This window comes from Rhodopirellula sp. UBA1907 (genome assembly GCF_002337565.1).
Taxonomy (GTDB): Bacteria; Planctomycetota; Planctomycetia; order Pirellulales; family Pirellulaceae; genus Rhodopirellula; species Rhodopirellula europaea.
Genome location: NZ_DDGH01000092.1, coordinates 63677 through 80371 on the forward strand (window position 1 = coordinate 63677; position 16695 = coordinate 80371).

The window sequence follows — 16695 nt, forward strand, 5'->3', positions numbered from 1 at the left end:
ACGCGGGGTCGCTGGGTAGTCGTGACTGATCGCTAGATCACCTTTCTTCGCGAATGGAGATCGCTTTAAACTCGACCGGGTCGCTGTGACCGGCGAAACCAAAGTGACCCGAGGTTCGAGTTTTGCCTGGGTGAGCACTATCGGCCATGTAGTCGTCGATCTTGGAAACATCGGTGTCCAAGATCACGTTGCCATTCAATTCGACTCGGATCGTTGGACCGATGACGGTGACTTGCTGGAAATTCCACTCGCCGACGGGACGCAAGTAGCCGCGTTTTGCCGCTGCCATGCCGTATGCCGATCCGTGATACTGTCGCTCATCAAGCTTGGCGTAAGCAGGGTGATCGTTGTCCAACACTTGCAATTCAGTCATCGCAGCGTAGGCGGGGTTTCCTTGTTTGGGGGCTCGGATGGCCAAACCGTTGTTGCCACGAGCAGGCAATCGGAACATCAAGCGAACGGAGAAGTCGCTGTATTCTTTTTCAGTCAGGAGGTTGCCGCCGCGGCCCTTTTGGCACTGGATGGTGCCCGCCTCGGTGACCTCGTAATCATCGACAGCTCCGATCCAGCCATCGAGGGTCTTGCCATCGAAGACCGAGACAAATCCGTCGTTGTGGTTCTCGGCCAAGAACGCGTTGGCTGCTTCTGTGCCGAGTGGGCGCACGGCGAGGTTTCTCCAGCGGATTTCACCGCCGTGGGTTTGCAATTGAATCGGGCCGGAAGCGGGCAATGGTTCGCCGCGACGCCAGTAGTTCTCCATGATCGCGTGGTCGACGGTTTGCTTGCCGTTGAGCCACACGGAGGTTCGCGATCCAACTTGAATGACGTGAACCGTGTTCCATTCGCCGAAAGGTTTGTCAGCCAGAACCAGAGGATCTTTGCCCGCCGCACCGGGGGAATTGTTCCAAAGAGCACCGCTGCCCAGGTTGGCTCCCAGGTTGAATTTGCCTTCGTCGGTGGTGTCCCAAATCTGGACTTGAGGGGTACCCTTTAGATAAATGCCGCTGTCTGCTTTTGCGACGGTGCGGTATTCCAGTTTCAACTCGTAATCGGAATAGGTTTCGTCGGTCGTCAGATACGCACCATGGCCGTCGTTGACCAGCTCTCCGTTCTCAACCGACCAGTGTGACTTCGCGTCCGCGGTCCACTCTTCGATTTTGGATGCCCGTTCTTCTTCGGACAGTTCAGCGAGTTTGTACGGGTCGAAGTGTGGCTGGCCGTGCCATCCGGTCAGGTCTTCGCCGTTGAACAGCTTCGTCCATTCGGACTGAGTGTCGGTCGCGTCTTGGGCGTACGAAGTTGTGAAGGCGGCGAGGCACAAAGCCACGCAAAGTGGCAAGCGTTGGTTCAGGTGTAAGTTCATGTTGCAACGTTGAAGTGGAAACCAAAGTGAAGTGAATCGATCGAACGCACGCGTTGTCAGCGTGACGGTTCGGCATTGGTTCACGCGCAGTGTCAAAGACACTCACGGAACGAACAATTTGTGCGGGCGTTGGAAGTCGCTCGGTGGAATGGAAGCCGGCTGATTTTGCTCTCACTGACCATCAGTGAGAACGAAGAAGCGGCGACCACGTCGTATCGAATGCGGCTTGAGTTGGCTTGGCCAGTCGAGCCCGCATCGAAGGATCGCGGTTGGGTGAGATTTTAGGCGGGATTCAGACAGGACCTATCAATGGAGGTGGGACAATATCCGAAGTCCTCGTAGGATAATCGTTTCGGGGACGCGGATGTTGCGGCCCATCGCCAATCGCAAAAATGTGACGTTGATGTCCGACAGTCTTCCCTTATCCATGTCGCCACCCGCCCATGTCGTCCTCTATCAGCCGGAAATCCCTCAGAACACGGGGAACATCGGTCGAACCTGCGTCGCTGTGGGGGCAAAACTTTGGATCGTCGAGCCAGCTTCGTTCCAATTCGACGAGAAACGTCTGCGTCGTGCCGGACTGGACTATTGGCAGTACTTGGACTGGGAGCCGGTCCCCTCTTGGGACGCTCTTTGCGAACAGCTGAATCCGGAGCGATTCTTTTTCTTTTCCAAGTTCGCCAAGCGGACCGTTTGGGAAGCCGAATTCGCGTTGGGTGACGTGCTGGTTTTTGGACGCGAAACCAGTGGTTTGCCGGCATCGATTTTGAAGCCTGATGACCCAAGGTCGCTTCGGTTGCCGATGCGAGAACAAGTCCGGAGTCTGAACTTGAGCGTCACCGCGGGCATCGCTTTGTACGAACATCAGCGTCAAACCATCAACACGTAGAGCAACAACGTGACGACGGCTGCTCACTCGCCTAGCGACGTTCGGTGTGGCGGAGAGGACGCTGAACCAGCAACTTGGTTCCGGGGAATCGTTTCTCCCAGTCCTGCGCCGCGAGAGTTGCCGCTTTTTCCGTTTCGAACCAAGTGAAGACACCAGGCCCCCAACTGCTTTGGCCGACACCGCGAAAACCGGAGGCAATTAGACGTTCAATCAAACGTGTTGTTGCTTCGCCGTTGTATGGACCACCTTGAACGGACGCAAATAGTTCGCCGCTGGAACGATTGTAGCGTGTGACAGCATCAGCAAACGAGTCGAAATCTGATTGTTCGATCGATGGAATGAGTTCGCCGGTGAGGATATCGACTAGTCTTGCTCGCTCTTCGTCGCTGGCTGGTTGCAACGCATCAAACTGTTGCTGTTCTTCGTCTCCGCTGATCGTTTCAATTGGCGAGACATCGTCCATCAACACGATGCCAGCACGCCACGATTCAGGGACAGGGATTCTACGGTCGATTGGATTGAGTTGCTGGTCGTCGGTTCGTTCGCGAGCAACAGCTTGTCCGCGATTCAGGCCTTCGACAATGAACCCAGGTTCAAAGAATCCGTGCGATCCGACGGCACTTCGTCGGCCTCGGTTGGCCAGCCGCAAGACACATTCACGCGTCGGTGGTTCCGCGGAAGTTTGTTTCAGCAGTGCCAGCGAAATGGCGAGCGAGAGTTGAGTCCCGCTTCCCAGCCCATTGTGAGGTGGTGCCGCAGAAACGACCTCGATGGTCACGGATGGGCGTGTGGTTTGGCCGGTCATTTGTTGCCAACGATCGACGATCCCGATAGTCCGATCGCGATGGCGTTCATCACATCGAAACGTTGGCGCCGATCTTACTCGAACGCGCGTGGGTGGTCCGTCGATCATGACGCCGCAACCGCCAAAGGGTGCTGCGACATCCAACAACCCAAAGTGCAGACGTGCTCCCGTTTGAACCTCAACGCTCATGAGATCGACGACTCTCGCACGTATCGCCGAATCAATTGCAAAGCCTCACGCTCGTCCTCACCGCCAGTTTTCTCGATCGCGATACTGGCTCGTTCGAGTTCTTCTTCGATCTGCTGGGGTGGCAGCAAATGCAAACGTGTGGCTGCGACGGCGGCTTCGATGATTGCGTGTTTGGCTCGATTGAATCCGAAAAACGGATCCACCAAATCGGAATCCAGACAGCTCGCGGTGAGCTCATGTCGCGGTGGCGTTCCGGCTCGCTGGGTGACTTGGACAGCGAACCAGCGATGACACCGTTTTAATCGAACATGGGTGCCTTCCAGTCCAGGTATCGCAACCACCTCCTCCGTCGCGTCGACTTTTCCGATTGCCGTTTTCGCGATCAGCAGGGCATCGTCGATTACATGGATGACCGCGTTGCCTCTAGCGAGCAAGTTGTCACAGGTGGTCGATCCTTCGTAGGGACGAAGCAAGAATTTGGGGAGGCCACCAGTCGATTTTGGTGGCAGCACAATCGGTCCCAGTGGTGCCAGGTTGACGTGCCCCTGTTCGTCGATTGTCGTGACCAATGATTCCAAGATCATGACTTTGCACCTCCGCCCGCGCCCGGTTGAGAAATCGAGATTGGCGGAATGGTGGTGCGTTGGAAGCGTGAACCTTGGGGCGATGGCTGGTTTTCTGGTTGATGCCGTTGAGCCATCCCGATGAAGTGTTCAAACATGGCGAGCCCGCCTTGCGTGAGCAAGGACTCGGGATGGAACTGGACTCCGTGAACGCAGCGTTGATGGTCGGCCAATCCCATGATCAATGTTGGATCGTCTGCTGCCCAAGCAGTGACTTGCAATGACTTTGGCAGCGTCGCCGCATCCACTCGGAGCGAGTGATAACGTCCCACTTCAATGGTCGAAGGCAATCCGGCGAACACACTTGCCCCGCGATGATTCACTGGAATGGCCATCCCGTGCATCGGTGGACCGACGACGACTTTCGCACCGTACGCGGCCGCGATGGTTTGATGACCGAGGCAAATTCCTAGGATTGGAATCTTTCCGGCGAGTTGCTGGACCACATCCAGCGAGCATCCGGCCGATTCGGGACCGTGGGGACCCGGCGAGATCACAATCGCACTTGGGTTCATCTCGATAATCTTTTCCACCGACAATGAATCGCTGCGGACGACCCTGGTCTGCAATCCTTTGCCGGGTTCGTCTTCCATCGGCAGGTTGTTACCCGCGCGGTTCCGACGTGCAGCGACACGGAGATAGCGCGCGACGTTGTGAACGAAGGAGTCGTAATTGTCGAGTAGCAGTATCAACGAGAAACAGTATCAAAGCGACGTCGGATTCCGGACGGCTTCATCGGTGATTGAGCAAGGAGCGGGAAGATTGTCAGGTGCCGTCTTGCGAAGCACCAATGCACCGTACCAGCCATAGCGACCAGCCGGCTATTTCCCGTGGTTTCCTTCGCCAATCGCGAATCAGCGTCTCGGTTTGGCAAATTTGATCTTCTCGATCAATTTGACCACCTGATCGCCGTCTTTGTAACCACTGACCGCGGTGATGGCACGGATGACGTATTCGTACCGGAGGTTGTAGTCCGTGTCGATTTCGATTTCCGGACCCTCGCCCGCTTCCACTTCCATCGGAGTCGATGTACCGATCAGGCCAATCACGTTGGCTCGCAATTTGTCGAAGCTGGCCGCGTCATTGCCCATCTGAATGTCATTCAGCTCGATCCCGGCGAGAGAACCAGCGGCATCAGAGCGAAGACGCAGCTTCAACGGCAATTCAGTCGTGTCCAACGCACTGCTGCCTTGGCCGGCCAGCGGCATTTTGATGCTGAAGTCGCCTTCCATCTCCACAATCTTGAACGTCATCACAAAGAAGATCAGCAGCAGAAAGACAATGTCAATCATGCTGGTCATGTTCAGCTCGGTGCCCTGGCTCGTTTCGCGGTTGCGAATTTTCATGAGCGATCCTCTTTGACCCGCAGAGCAAAGTTTTCCAGGTTGGAATCTTGGCAAACGCGGATGATCTCTTGCACCTCTCCCGCAGCAACGTCCTTGTGTCCGCGGATGATCACGTTGGCGTCGCTGACCGCTTTGCCTTCGGCGCGGATGACGGCCAGTTCACGGTCCAAACCAATTCGCAGTGTTTCAGCGGTGTAGTCATCGCCGCCCAAGAAGATTCGTCCGTCCGCTCCGACGTGCAAGATGATCGGGAACTCGAGTGCGACTTCGGGCGGTTTGACCAAACGGCTGTTCGGCAACACGACGTTGTCGTTGGCTTCGGTTTGCGCGAAGTTGATCAACACCATGAAGAATGCGATCAACTGAAAAGTCATGTCGATCATGGGTGTCATGTCACCTTCCGCCATGTCGACTTCGGTGCGTTTGACTCGCATCAGCCACGTGCTCCTGACTTGGGCGACATGTCTTCGAATTTGCTCATCAGGTTTTCGCTTTCCACGCCAACTTCAAGCAACAGACGAGCGACTCGATTGCGAAGAATGTTGTAGGCCGCGATCGCAGGAATGGCGACGGCGAGACCGACGAGCGTCGTGAAGAGAGCGGTCGAAATACCGGCTGCCAAGTCAGATGGTTTTGGAGTGGAGCCGCCCAGAGCGATGACTTGGAAGGATGAAATCATCCCTTGAACCGTTCCGAACAATCCAATCATGGGGGACAGGTTGCCGATCAACGCCATGTAGCTGAGGCGGTGTTCGAGCTTCATGCTTTCCTCTTCGCCGACTTCCTGCATCGCTTCCAGAGCTTTGTTGTATCCCTTGCTAACCTTGGCCAAACCAGCGGCCAAGACTTGACCAAGCACAGATTCGTCCGCCTTTGCCAGATCGTAGGCGCCTTGATTGTCATTCGCGGCAAGTCGTTGACTGAATTCTTCGACCAACTCGGTCGGGCAGAGCGTGTCGCGGCGAGCCGCCAACATGTTCATCACGAAAAGCGAAACCAGCGTCACGGACAAAGCCAGGAAGACGATCAGGTAGGTGACGCCGAGTGAATCGAAGACCCATTCCAGCAAGGATTGATCGGTCGCGGGTGGCGCCGCATTGGCATCGTTTCCGTTCGCGTTGCCAGCCGCATCGACCTCCGGTTGTTCGGCAGCACCGGGGCCAGCCGGCTCAGCCGGTCCTTCGTCGACCGGGTCGTCGCCGAATTCGGCCATCGCATCGTCTTGAGCGAACGTGGGCGTGAAAGACGACCCAGCAAAAACCAATGATGCGAGAACAATCCCCACCGTGAAGAGCCAAGTTCGAGAAGCCAACGGTTCAGCAAGACGCATCATGGACGGAACAACCACGGGAGGAGAGAAAAGTCGAGTGGGTTTGACTCAGAATAATCCACGCTGACGCCCGTCGCACCACCCCTGCGGCGGTTTGTGCTCCCAAAACACCGTCGGATGTTCGGATTGGTCGGTTCATTCCGGTGAATCGATTCAACTTCCAATTGGTGGGCCGTTTCATAGGACCCATTCGGTGGAGAGTTGTCACGACGCGACAGTTCGGAAATGAACGCCTGGCACCGGCGGACGTCAGATGTTCGCGTGATGACCACTTCCGCGAAGTGGAGTTGCGAACGATACAATAACGATCGAAGACGTCGTTTGTTCTCACCGGTGTGGGAACTTTGATGCTGTCACGTTGGCGTCCGCCAGTTCGCATGCAGCGAGCATCGCACCTTGTTCGAGGAATCTCGTTCGTTTGCGATCATGCAATGCATCGGCGTGCAAATCGGCGAAGCGCCTTCGACTATCCCCATCTGCAAATTGAGACCCACGCTCATGAGAAGTGAATTGGACGCCACGATTGCTCGCCTTCATGAGCAACTCGCTGACATCGATGACCTGGACCCAACTGAGATCGCTCGTTTGAAAGCGGAGCTCGACGAAATTCGCGAGACCTTGGATGAACAGGATGTCAACTCAGCGACGTTGGCAGAACGCTGGCAACAACAAGTCGAACATTTTCGCGAGTCACATCCGGTGCTGACGGAAAATGCGGGCCGCGTTGCGGACATGCTTTCTCAAATGGGAATCTGAGCCCCTGCGAGAATACTTGCCGTTTAGAAGTCGAACGTTCGTCGGGGCTGCTTTGCCGATGGTGGTTGAATTCACCGTGCCCTCCTACAATTCGGCGCTTTCATCCCAGTTCTCTCGCAAGCCCGAATTGATATGTCGTCAGCACCCGAAGTCCGTGTCGCCAGTCCACTGAACGTTCCCGACAACGACGCTTTGCGTTTCCTGCCCGAAGGACCGATGGCAATGGTCGCGGATGGCAAACTGTCGTGGGTGGGAATTCAACACGGTTCGGACGTTCTGCACGGTAGTATCAACGTGCTGGATCTGGCGACGCAGTCCAACGAATCGCATGACTTGCCAGGTCGCCCCGGCTTCGCGTTCCAATGTCAGACGGCGCCCAAGTTTGTCGCTGGGGTGGAACGTTCGCTCGGAATTTTCGACACCAACTCGGGCGAGTGGACGCCGTTTTGTGATGGTGTTGATAGCGACGTAGCCAACACGATCATCAACGATGGCTTGGCGATCGACGACAACCTGATCTTCGGAACGAAGGACCTGGAATTCGCCGAGAAGAAGGCTGGGTTGTATCTTTATCGTGGAAGCGACCAAAAGCTGATTCGCCTTCGTGACGATCAAATTTGCAGCAATGGCAAAATGATTCGCAAGGACGAGTCCGGCAAATTGTTCTTGTTGGACATTGATTCACCGACGCGAACGGTTGTCGAGTATCCGCTGGACATTGCCGCGGGCACCATCGGCGAAGCTCGTGTGGTGTTGGATTTGACCGATGATCCCGGTGTTCCAGACGGGGCAATTTTGACACCCGATGGCAACGGGATCATCGTCGCGATTTTCCATCCCGGTGTCGCGGAGCACGGTGAAACTCGGCTTTATGATCTGGCGACCGGAGAGTTACGAGTGGTTTGGCAGACTCCCGGATCGCCTCAGAACACTTGCCCGGCGTTGGTGCCTTACGAGGGAAAGCTGAAGTTGGTCATCACCACCGCAGTGGAGAACTTCAGCCCCGAAGATCAAGCCAAATGCCCCAACGCGGGCCAATTGTTCCTTGGTGAAACAGACTTCGTCGCGGACGAATCGTTTGAGCGAACTGTCTGGCCCGTTTGAGGTCGCACGTCGACCGGTACCGAGATTGATCAGTGAGCCGAAGACCGGTTGGCACTGGTGAATGAGCCGCACGGCGTTGGTCGCGGTTGATGCGGCGGGAGTGAGCTCGTGATTGGTCGGAGTTTTGGGCCGGTTGGGATGTCGGGTTGATAACCGGGCCTAACGGCCTGCGGCTGATGTGGGTGCTGGTAGTGAGCCGCACGGCGTTAGCCGCGGTTGATGCGGCGGGAGTGAGTTCGAAATTGGTCGGAGTGTTGGGCCGGTTGGGATGTTGGGGTGAGAACCGGGCCTAACGGCCTGCGGCTGATGTGGGGTCCCGGGGGCCGGTCACGGCAAGGGGCGGATGGAAATGGAATCGATTCCGGCCATCCATCTCGCGATCGCTTTTTCGTTCTTGCCCGTGATTTTCACTTCGATCGTCAGGGGCTCATCGGACTTCAGTTCCACTCGATCCCACGTGACGGCCGGTAAGACTCGGACGTCCGGTGAATATCCATCGAACGTTTTTTCGGCCTGGTCGCTGATCTTGAGCGATAGCTTTGCGTAGTCGACTGCCCCTGTGAGGTGCATTTGAACTTCGGCGGGGCCAGTGACATCATGCGGTACGTTCAACGTGATGGTGGATCCCACTTTGCCGCCGGTCCACCACAGTTGATTGTCCGCCGACCACTGATCGTGGAACGGTTTCATGCTTTGGTTTTGAACTTTTCCTCCCGATACAACCGCGGTCTCGAGAAGGCTTTCTGCTTCGACCGCCCATTCCCGAGCGAACGATGGTCCGGGGCTCATCAGATAGCCAAACAGATCGCGAATTTGATTTTGCTTCATCGGCTCCAATTGTCCTTCCGGCATCAATGAAGTCTCAGAAAGCTTTTCAACTTCGACTTCATCAAGTGACAACACGATCGCCTCGGAGGTTGTCTGCACCGTGACCGCGTCTTCGTTGCGAGAGCGAACCAATCCGGATACCACGCGACCATCGTCCATCAAGAACGATGTCATCTGATAGGCGTTGCCGATCACGGCGTTCGGTTGAAGGATATTTTCCAGCCAATAGTTGACGTCGCTGCGGTTGGCACCGGTCAGATCAGGTCCAATCGGTTCGCCTTCGCCAAACAGTCGATGGCATTTGCCGCAGTTGGCTTCGTAAAGTTTCTTGCCTTCGGATCGGTTTGCGGAAGCCAATGTTTTTGGCGTTAGCAAAGCGGTGTATTTGGCGTGCAATTGCTTGGCTTGTTCACTCGTCGAACCAATTCGTCCCCAAGCGGCCTCCAGACGTTTGCGAGCGGAGTCGTCTTCGAACGGCAATGACAGCACGTTGCGAATGGCGTAAGCCGGGACGATGGATGATGGAATGACGCCTTCCTCCATCGCACTGATCAGTTGAATCGCGGATCCGGTTCGTGAAGTCAACGTTGCCAGAGCATCGGATTGCTTTTGAGGCGACCAGTTGTTGAAACGTTTGATCAGCGTCGATGCGATATCGGGTGAGTCAAAGGGTGCGAGCCCACGGACGGCATGGGAGCCGATGTCGCGGTCGTCGATCAACGCGAGAAGCAACTTGCCGAGTTCAGGATCTTTGGCTTGCGTGAGCAGACGCAACGCGTCCAAACGGGGCGCTGTCGCTTCATCCGAGTTCGCGAGAATCGTGCGAAGTTCCGGCAGCGCGGACGCATCGCCGAATTCGATCGCGAGTGCGCCCACGAGGTCTTTGGTGCTGGAGGCAGATGCTTTTTCACGAAGCAGCCCCGAAACCTTTGGCCACTCCGAGGGCATGGCAACTCCGCCGCGACTTCGAGCGGATTGCAGAAGTTCTTCCAACTTCCAATCGTATTGGTTGTTGATGGCTGAGTCTTTTAACGAGTCGATTTGCCTTGCGATCGATCTCACCAACGCTTCTCTTCCTTCGGGGGTGGTTGCGGTTCGTCGAGTCACGAATCGTTGCAGTTGATTCCAATTGCTACTGGACACCAAACTCATCACTCCCTCGGCATCCGTGTCGACCACCGGTTCAATGCCGTACCAGATCAACCAGGGCAGATTGCGATCTTTTTGGTCGACGTTGTGTCGGAGTAATCCGCGTGCGATCCCGAGTCGTTGATTCTCTGGAATTCGTTGCAACAAAGAAGCCAGGTATCGGCGCGTGACGGGGGATGGCTCGCCGGCGGACATCTTTTCCAGTTTGGCGAGCAAGCCAGATGACAAGGCTTGTCGATGTTCCCCGATTAACTGCACCGCCCATCCACGGATGATTGGATTGTTGTCATCCAGGAGCGAACTGAGATCCGTTTGAACGTAATTGGAATCATCTTTCTGTTTGCCTTCCACACGGAGCACTCCTGATGTCCATGCGGTCCAAACGGCTTGCAGTCTTAATCGTCTGGGTGCGTCCGATTGGATCAATGCAGTGAGAGCTTCGGCGACTTTGTTTCGATTGAGTTTTCCGGATGCGGCACGCTCCTGCAGAATTCGCTGCGACTGACGGACGAAGTACGCGTTCGAATGGGTGAGGTTTTGAACGAGTTGATCGTCGGACAATTCGGATAGATCAAATTTGTATGGCTGGAGTTCGCCGTATCGGATTCGAAACAGACGGCCATTGGTTCGGTCCCAAATCTCGTGATCGCGATGGTGGCAGGTTTGGTCGTCGTGCCAGTCAGATGTGTAGAGTGCACCATCGGGCCCTTGCATGATTCCAACGCCGATTTGTTCATGATCGTTCGACATCATGAAGTCCGGGCGGTGCCGACCCAGGAAGCCGGAACCTTCCGTTTCCAAGTGCTCACGAACGATTCGGTGGCCGTGCAAATTGTGAAAGAACAACTCGCCGCGGTAGTGAGCCGGAAATTCGTCGGCTTGGTAAATCGTCAGACCGGCGTGAGCGTGGCCTCCACCGACCATCGATGTCGTCGTGGCGGTACGCCGGACGAGGTCTCGATCGACCCGGTTCGCTGAGTTTGCCGATTGAAACGTGCCATCACCGTAATGCAGGTGATCGGCAATGGTCTTGATGTCGTCGTACGTATACGGATTGAAGTGCTGGCCGGCTTGTCGGAAATAGCGGCCGCCTTGCGACAGATGAAACAAATGAGGAATCACGCACGCACTGACGAACCAATCGCCGTTCTGGTTGAAGTCGACTCCCCAGGGATTGCTGGTCCCGTGCGCGTAGACTTCGAACTCGTGTTGCACCGGATGGTACCGCCACACGCCGGCGTTCAGCGGAGTCCGGTCTTCTTTGGCCGTTCCCGGTTTGCCAACGTTGGAATGGGTAAACACGCCATGGCAACCATACAGCCACCCGTCCACGCCCCAAGTGAAACTGTTGAGGGTTTCGTGAGTGTCTTGGTATCCCCAGCCATCCAATAGCACGGTTGGCTCCGCATCGGGCACGTCGTCGCGATTGGCATCAGGGTAAAAGAGCAGTTCGGGAGCCGCCCCAATCCAAACGCCGCCAAAGCCGACTTCGATTCCGCTGGCCAAGTTCACGCCATCGGCGAAGACCTTTTTCGTTTCGAACGAACCGTCGCCATCGGAATCTTCCAGGATCAGAATGCGATCCTTTCCTTCTCCTTCGGGAGCCTTGGTTGGATACGTGTTGCCCTCGATCATCCAGATTCGGCCGCGGTCATCGAAGCACATGGCGATGGGTTGGACCAAATCAGGTTCGCTTGCAACAACATCGACCTCAAAGCCGTTCGGCAAATCCATGTTTTTGGCCGATTCGGACGGGCTCAATCCAATCGCGTATTCGTTTTGCGGTCGTTTGGATGTCCGCCAGCGTTCTGCGACGTGTTGCCGTTTCGCGAGTGGAACATCACTCAGGTCAGTTTGAATGTGGACCGTCAGACCTCGCTTGTTGCCAGTCAGAACGTCGACCAATCCATCGCCGTTGATATCCGTCGTGACGACTTCGACACCGACTCCGGAGGTTTCGTGGATGACATGTGGAACGAACTCGAGTCCGCCGGGTTGGTCGCTTTTTACGTTGCGGAACCAAACGACCAACGGAGCCTGCAGTCCACCGACGTCTTTGCCTCCGTGGGCGTAGTAGCGTTTTCCAGTGACGATGTCACGCCGCCCATCTCCGTCGACATCGATGGTTTCCACCGCATGCATTTGCGATGTTGCGTACCCGTGTGGGTTTTGCATTGACGATTCGCCACTGATTTGATGCTGAGCGAATTGACCGGGGCGAGTTTGCTCGAACCATGCCAGGCCGTACCCATGGGCATTTTCGGACGTGACCAAATCGGAGTCGCCGTCTCCGTCAATGTCATGAACATGCATCTGAGCACCGCCGCCACCGAACGGCTGAGCGATCCAGGCTTGTCGTTGCCACAACGGTTTTGAGTCGGCCGTATCGGTTGAGTGGGTAAGGGCGGACTCCGGTTGTCGCCACCAATGCTGGCGATTGATGATGTCTTGCTTGCCATCGCCGTCAATGTCGCCGACACCCAAGCCATGACCAAATGGTTCAAAAGCGGTTCCTGGTTCCGAGATCGCAACCCATTGCCACGGTTGCTTTGGATCGTCCATCGAATCCGCGGTGTAGTAGCCGTAGGCTCGATCGCGTGCACACACGAGTTCGGGAAGTCCGCCCGGAATCAAATCTACCCAAGCAGGTGACTCGTTCGAGACACGAGGGGCAATTGTGTGGGCCGGCCAAAACTGACCGGACTGGCTCGCGGCCTTTTCGCCTGGATTGATGTACAGGGTGGCTTGTCGACCTGGGAAACCAACCGAGATCACGTCGGGTTTTCCATCGGCGTTGACATCGCAGACGTGTGAGAAGAAGTGTTGGCTGTATGCCATCACCGAAACGACGTTTGCCTCCTCCAACTCGTGTCGGGTTTGGTAGTCGGGACCTTCGTACCAAACCGGACCGTAGACCAGATCGTTGACGCCGTCGCCGTTGAGGTCGCCGACCGCGGACCCCTCCGCGAAGAACTGATCCGTGATCTGCTGCGATTCCCATCCGACGTCGGTGTGTTCGAGTTCGGATTGGCTGGTCTGTGCGAGAGCCAGCGTCGGAATCAGGCCGAACGTCAGCGTGACGCAGCTCAAAAGAGCCGCCTTGGCCAGTGAAACGGGACGATCCAGGGACGCGAACAGATTCATGGCAAAAAACCGGTGGGGAGGCGGGGAAGGCGGATTGTCAGGCAGGACCGCGTCAATCGAGGCGGTGAATTGAACGAGGGTGTGCAACGTTGACCGGGAAAGCCAGTGTGCCGCCAGTTTGTCAAACTGGGACGCGATGGAGGGATCAGGCGGGGATTCTGGATGGGCAACCGTCAGAATCCGAAGCTCGATTCTATGGTTCTTTGCCAGTATGACTGATTCTGAGCCGCTAGGGGGTAACGACGTGCGTTTCGTGGCTGGTATTATCTTGCCAGTTTCCTACCTCCCCGCCCGCCTCGTGACCGCGCATGTCTGAATCGAACCCATCTTCCAATGTCGAAGCCAATCCACTGACTGGTGGTGAAGCCGTTGTCAGCGACAAAGTTCTCGCCGATCGTGCGATGCTGCAAAAAGCACAAGCCGAAGGCAAAACGCTTGGCACCTACATCAAACTTTCTGGGCCGGGTTGGTTGCAATCTGCGATCACGCTCGGTGGCGGCTCGCTGGCCGGATCGTTGTTCTTGGGAGTGATGGGTGGAACCAGCATGCTGTGGTTGCAGCTGGTCGCGATCGTGTTGGGCGTCGTGATGTTGTCGGCGATCAGCTACGTGACGCTTTCGACAGGACGCCGGCCTTTCGAAGCTATCAACAACGAAATCAACCCGGCATTGGGTTGGGGATGGATCATCGCGACCGTGCTCGCGAACATGATTTTCTGCATGCCGCAGTTCAGCCTGTGCTACGACGCACTGGATAAAAACTTGCTGTCACTGGGCGGTGGCGAAGGCCTGGGCGATTCCCGCGGCGTCCGATGGGCGGTCACGATGGTGCTGTTCTTCGCAGCTGGCTTCATCGTCCTGCTGAACACCAAACAAGGTCGCGCCGCGAAGGTTTTCGATATCTTTTTGAAGACGCTGATTGGAATGGTCGTGATTTGCTTCTTCGGCGTCGCGATTCTTTTGTTGGCGAAGGGCCAACTCAACTTTGCCAGCATCTTTGCTGGGTTAATTCCCGACCTGACACAGTTTGTTCGTCCTGCCGGCGAGCTTCGCGAATCGGTTGCAAATCTGTCTCCCGAAGCCAGCTCGTTCTGGACGGGGCGGCTGATGGGAACCCAACGCAGCGTCATGATTTCCGCGATTGCCACGGCGGTCGGCATCAACATGACGTTCTTGCTTCCGTATTCCATGCTCGCTCGTGGATGGGACAAGACGTTCCGCGGACTGGCTCGATTTGACTTGTCGACCGGCATGGCGATTCCATTCGTTCTGGTGACCAGCTGCGTCGTGATTGCCTCCGCGTCGTCTTTCCACAACAAAATCGACGATCAGTTGGCCTCTTCGGACGTCGCTGTGATGCAAACGTCGCCGTTGTTTGAAAAGGTGAAAGGGGATCTGACCGCACGAGTCGATTCGACACTGGGGGCAGAAGCTGAATCGACCGACGAAGCGACCAAGCTTCAAATGATCGCCGATCTTCCGAAAGACGAAAAACTTTTGGCGGCCGCCTTGGTCAAACGCAATGCTTTCGAACTCTCGCAAACCTTGGCTCCTTTGCTGGGTGCTGAACGAGCCAAGCTGATCTTCGGGCTGGGCGTTTTTGGAATGGGATTCTCGACGATCATCATCCTGATGCTGATCAACGGCTACGCGATTCGCGAAATGTTTGGGCGTCCGAACAGTCAGACGATCTTCATCGTCGGCGTCTTGATCGCCGGTGCGTCCGGGGCGAGCTGGGTTGAATTGTGGACGGATCCCGACAAAAAGTTCTGGTTGGCGATCCTTGCCAGCACCTTTGCTGTCATGTTGTTGCCGATCGCATATTTCACGTTCTTCCTGATGATGAACAGTCGCGAAATTCTGGGTGAGGATCGTCCAACCGGCGGTCGTCGCCTCGGATGGAACGTTTTCATGGGATTGGCCGTCATTGGTGCGACCGCTTCCGCTGGGGTTGCCCTTTACGAAAAGTACTTGGCACCCGATCCGCTGTCGTTCCGCATAGTCGCCGTCATTTGGGTTGCGTATGCGATTGCTGTGGCCTTGGGTTTTGCTTTGAAAAAGAAGACTCCCCGCACCACTTGATCCCAACGTCGAGATTCCATGACCGCGTCCGAAGAATGTTTGAGTGTTCGGGCGACGCGGTGGGAAGATTGGCGAGTCACGTCGCGGCGGTTGCTGATCAGCGGCGCCGCTCCGGAAACGATTCACTGGATCGACGGTCGGTCCAAATCGGGGCGAAAGCAATCCGACCTCTTCGGAACGACCGACGTCGAGTTCGCGGCAGCTGAACCAGCTGCCCAGGCTAGCGGACAGGACGCAGCGGCCGATACATCTTCGCCGTTTCGCGTTCCCAAGGCGTTTCTGAATCTGGCACGCCATGTTTCGTGTCATCGGTCACCCGGTCGCTGGGAGCTGCTGTACCGCTTGCTGTGGCGAATCACCGGTGGTGAAAAGCACTTGCTGACCAACGCCGCCGATCGCGATATGCACGCGGCGACGAAGCTAGAAAAGTCCGTCAGCCGCGACGCTCACAAGATGAAGGCGTTCGTCCGTTTTCGCGAGATCGAAGACGCGGAAGGCAATCGCTTCGTCGCATGGCACCGGCCTGATCATTACACGTTGGAACTGGTTGCCGACTTCTTTGCACGTCGGTTCGACGTGATGCGGTGGGCTATTTTGACGCCAGACGAGTCCGCGATTTGGGATGGCAAGAAGCTGACAATGGGCAACGGTGCTCCTCGCAGCGACGCACCGGAAGCGGACGAATTAGAAGAGGTTTGGAAGACGTACTATGCGAACATCTTCAACCCGGCTCGGATCAAACTGAATGCAATGCGGGCGGAGATGCCCAAGAAGCATTGGGCGACGATGCCCGAAACGGCGTTGATCGATGATTTGGTTCGAAACGCTCCGACGCGCGTCGAAACGATGATCCGGCATGCCGAAGGCGGTGTGTCGGCACGACCGTTCTTGCCCGAAGTCACAAGCGGCCAACCATCGCACTCCATCGCCCGCTTGCGAGATGCGGCGGCGGTTTGCCAGGGATGCGACTTGCATGGACCCGCCACGCAGACCGTGTTCGGCGTGGGCAATCCAAACGCGAAATTGGTTTTGGTGGGTGAGCAGCCTGGCGATCGCGAAGATTTGGCGGGCGAACCGTTTGTTGGACC

General features: G+C 56.3%; 14 protein-coding genes. 6 read left to right on the top strand and 8 right to left on the bottom strand.

Going from position 1 to position 16695, the window contains the following annotated elements:
- Nucleotides 1–37 precede the first annotated feature (37 nt).
- The gene (locus B2R17_RS21165) at nucleotides 38–1363 is read right to left on the bottom strand and encodes a 3-keto-disaccharide hydrolase (RefSeq protein WP_286765547.1); all 1326 of its coding nucleotides are present in this window, start codon (nucleotides 1361–1363) and stop codon (nucleotides 38–40) included.
- A gap of 31 nt (nucleotides 1364–1394) precedes the next feature.
- On the opposite strand from B2R17_RS21165, the gene B2R17_RS21170 reads away from it, so the two are divergent.
- Both B2R17_RS21170 and B2R17_RS21175 read left to right on the top strand, forming a co-directional pair.
- Nucleotides 1395–1526 carry a hypothetical protein gene (locus B2R17_RS21170; protein ID WP_008671434.1) on the top strand — a complete coding sequence of 44 codons (132 nt, stop codon included), beginning with the start codon at nucleotides 1395–1397 and terminating at the stop codon, nucleotides 1524–1526.
- Between the two features lie 240 nt (nucleotides 1527–1766).
- Nucleotides 1767–2252: a tRNA (cytidine(34)-2'-O)-methyltransferase gene (locus B2R17_RS21175; RefSeq protein WP_349677001.1), complete on the top strand. Its 486-nt coding sequence runs from the start codon at nucleotides 1767–1769 to the stop codon at nucleotides 2250–2252.
- Nucleotides 2253–2283: 31 nt separating this feature from the next.
- Here B2R17_RS21175 and B2R17_RS21180 read toward each other — a convergent pair whose 3' ends face one another.
- From B2R17_RS21180 to B2R17_RS21205, 6 genes are all read right to left on the bottom strand, one after another.
- Nucleotides 2284–3246 carry a beta-ribofuranosylaminobenzene 5'-phosphate synthase gene (locus tag B2R17_RS21180; protein WP_339887866.1) on the bottom strand — a complete coding sequence of 321 codons (963 nt, stop codon included), beginning with the start codon at nucleotides 3244–3246 and terminating at the stop codon, nucleotides 2284–2286.
- The gene (locus B2R17_RS21185) at nucleotides 3243–3830 is read right to left on the bottom strand and encodes a DUF447 domain-containing protein (RefSeq protein WP_286765550.1); all 588 of its coding nucleotides are present in this window, start codon (nucleotides 3828–3830) and stop codon (nucleotides 3243–3245) included. The genes B2R17_RS21180 and B2R17_RS21185 overlap by 4 nt, the downstream gene beginning before the upstream one ends.
- The gene (locus tag B2R17_RS21190; RefSeq protein WP_286765551.1) at nucleotides 3827–4561 is read right to left on the bottom strand and encodes an anthranilate synthase component II; all 735 of its coding nucleotides are present in this window, start codon (nucleotides 4559–4561) and stop codon (nucleotides 3827–3829) included. The genes B2R17_RS21185 and B2R17_RS21190 overlap by 4 nt, the downstream gene beginning before the upstream one ends.
- Before the next feature lie 162 nt (nucleotides 4562–4723).
- A complete protein-coding gene (locus tag B2R17_RS21195; RefSeq protein WP_008660081.1) occupies nucleotides 4724–5215 on the bottom strand; it encodes an ExbD/TolR family protein in 492 nt (163 codons plus the stop codon).
- Nucleotides 5212–5649: an ExbD/TolR family protein gene (locus tag B2R17_RS21200; protein WP_286765552.1), complete on the bottom strand. Its 438-nt coding sequence runs from the start codon at nucleotides 5647–5649 to the stop codon at nucleotides 5212–5214. The genes B2R17_RS21195 and B2R17_RS21200 overlap by 4 nt, the downstream gene beginning before the upstream one ends.
- Nucleotides 5649–6548: a MotA/TolQ/ExbB proton channel family protein gene (locus B2R17_RS21205; RefSeq protein ID WP_008660085.1), complete on the bottom strand. Its 900-nt coding sequence runs from the start codon at nucleotides 6546–6548 to the stop codon at nucleotides 5649–5651. The genes B2R17_RS21200 and B2R17_RS21205 overlap by 1 nt, the downstream gene beginning before the upstream one ends.
- Before the next feature lie 495 nt (nucleotides 6549–7043).
- Between B2R17_RS21205 and B2R17_RS21210 the strand changes: the two genes are divergently transcribed.
- Together B2R17_RS21210 and B2R17_RS21215 are read left to right on the top strand one after the other, a co-directional pair.
- Nucleotides 7044–7301: a DUF4404 family protein gene (locus B2R17_RS21210; RefSeq protein ID WP_008660086.1), complete on the top strand. Its 258-nt coding sequence runs from the start codon at nucleotides 7044–7046 to the stop codon at nucleotides 7299–7301.
- Nucleotides 7302–7433: 132 nt separating this feature from the next.
- A complete protein-coding gene (locus B2R17_RS21215) occupies nucleotides 7434–8405 on the top strand; it encodes an SMP-30/gluconolactonase/LRE family protein (protein WP_286765553.1) in 972 nt (323 codons plus the stop codon).
- Nucleotides 8406–8732: 327 nt separating this feature from the next.
- Here the strand turns inward: B2R17_RS21215 and B2R17_RS21220 are convergent, their stop codons facing one another.
- Nucleotides 8733–13526, bottom strand: a complete 4794-nt coding sequence (locus B2R17_RS21220) for a PVC-type heme-binding CxxCH protein (protein WP_286765554.1) — start codon at nucleotides 13524–13526, stop codon at nucleotides 8733–8735.
- A gap of 308 nt (nucleotides 13527–13834) precedes the next feature.
- On the opposite strand from B2R17_RS21220, the gene B2R17_RS21225 reads away from it, so the two are divergent.
- Nucleotides 13835–15607 (top strand): divalent metal cation transporter, encoded by a 1773-nt coding sequence (locus tag B2R17_RS21225; protein WP_008660089.1) that lies wholly within the window; start codon nucleotides 13835–13837, stop codon nucleotides 15605–15607.
- Nucleotides 15608–15625: 18 nt separating this feature from the next.
- Nucleotides 15626–16695 (top strand): TIGR03915 family putative DNA repair protein (locus B2R17_RS21230; RefSeq protein WP_286765555.1); only part of this gene is annotated, 1070 nt, incomplete at its 3' end.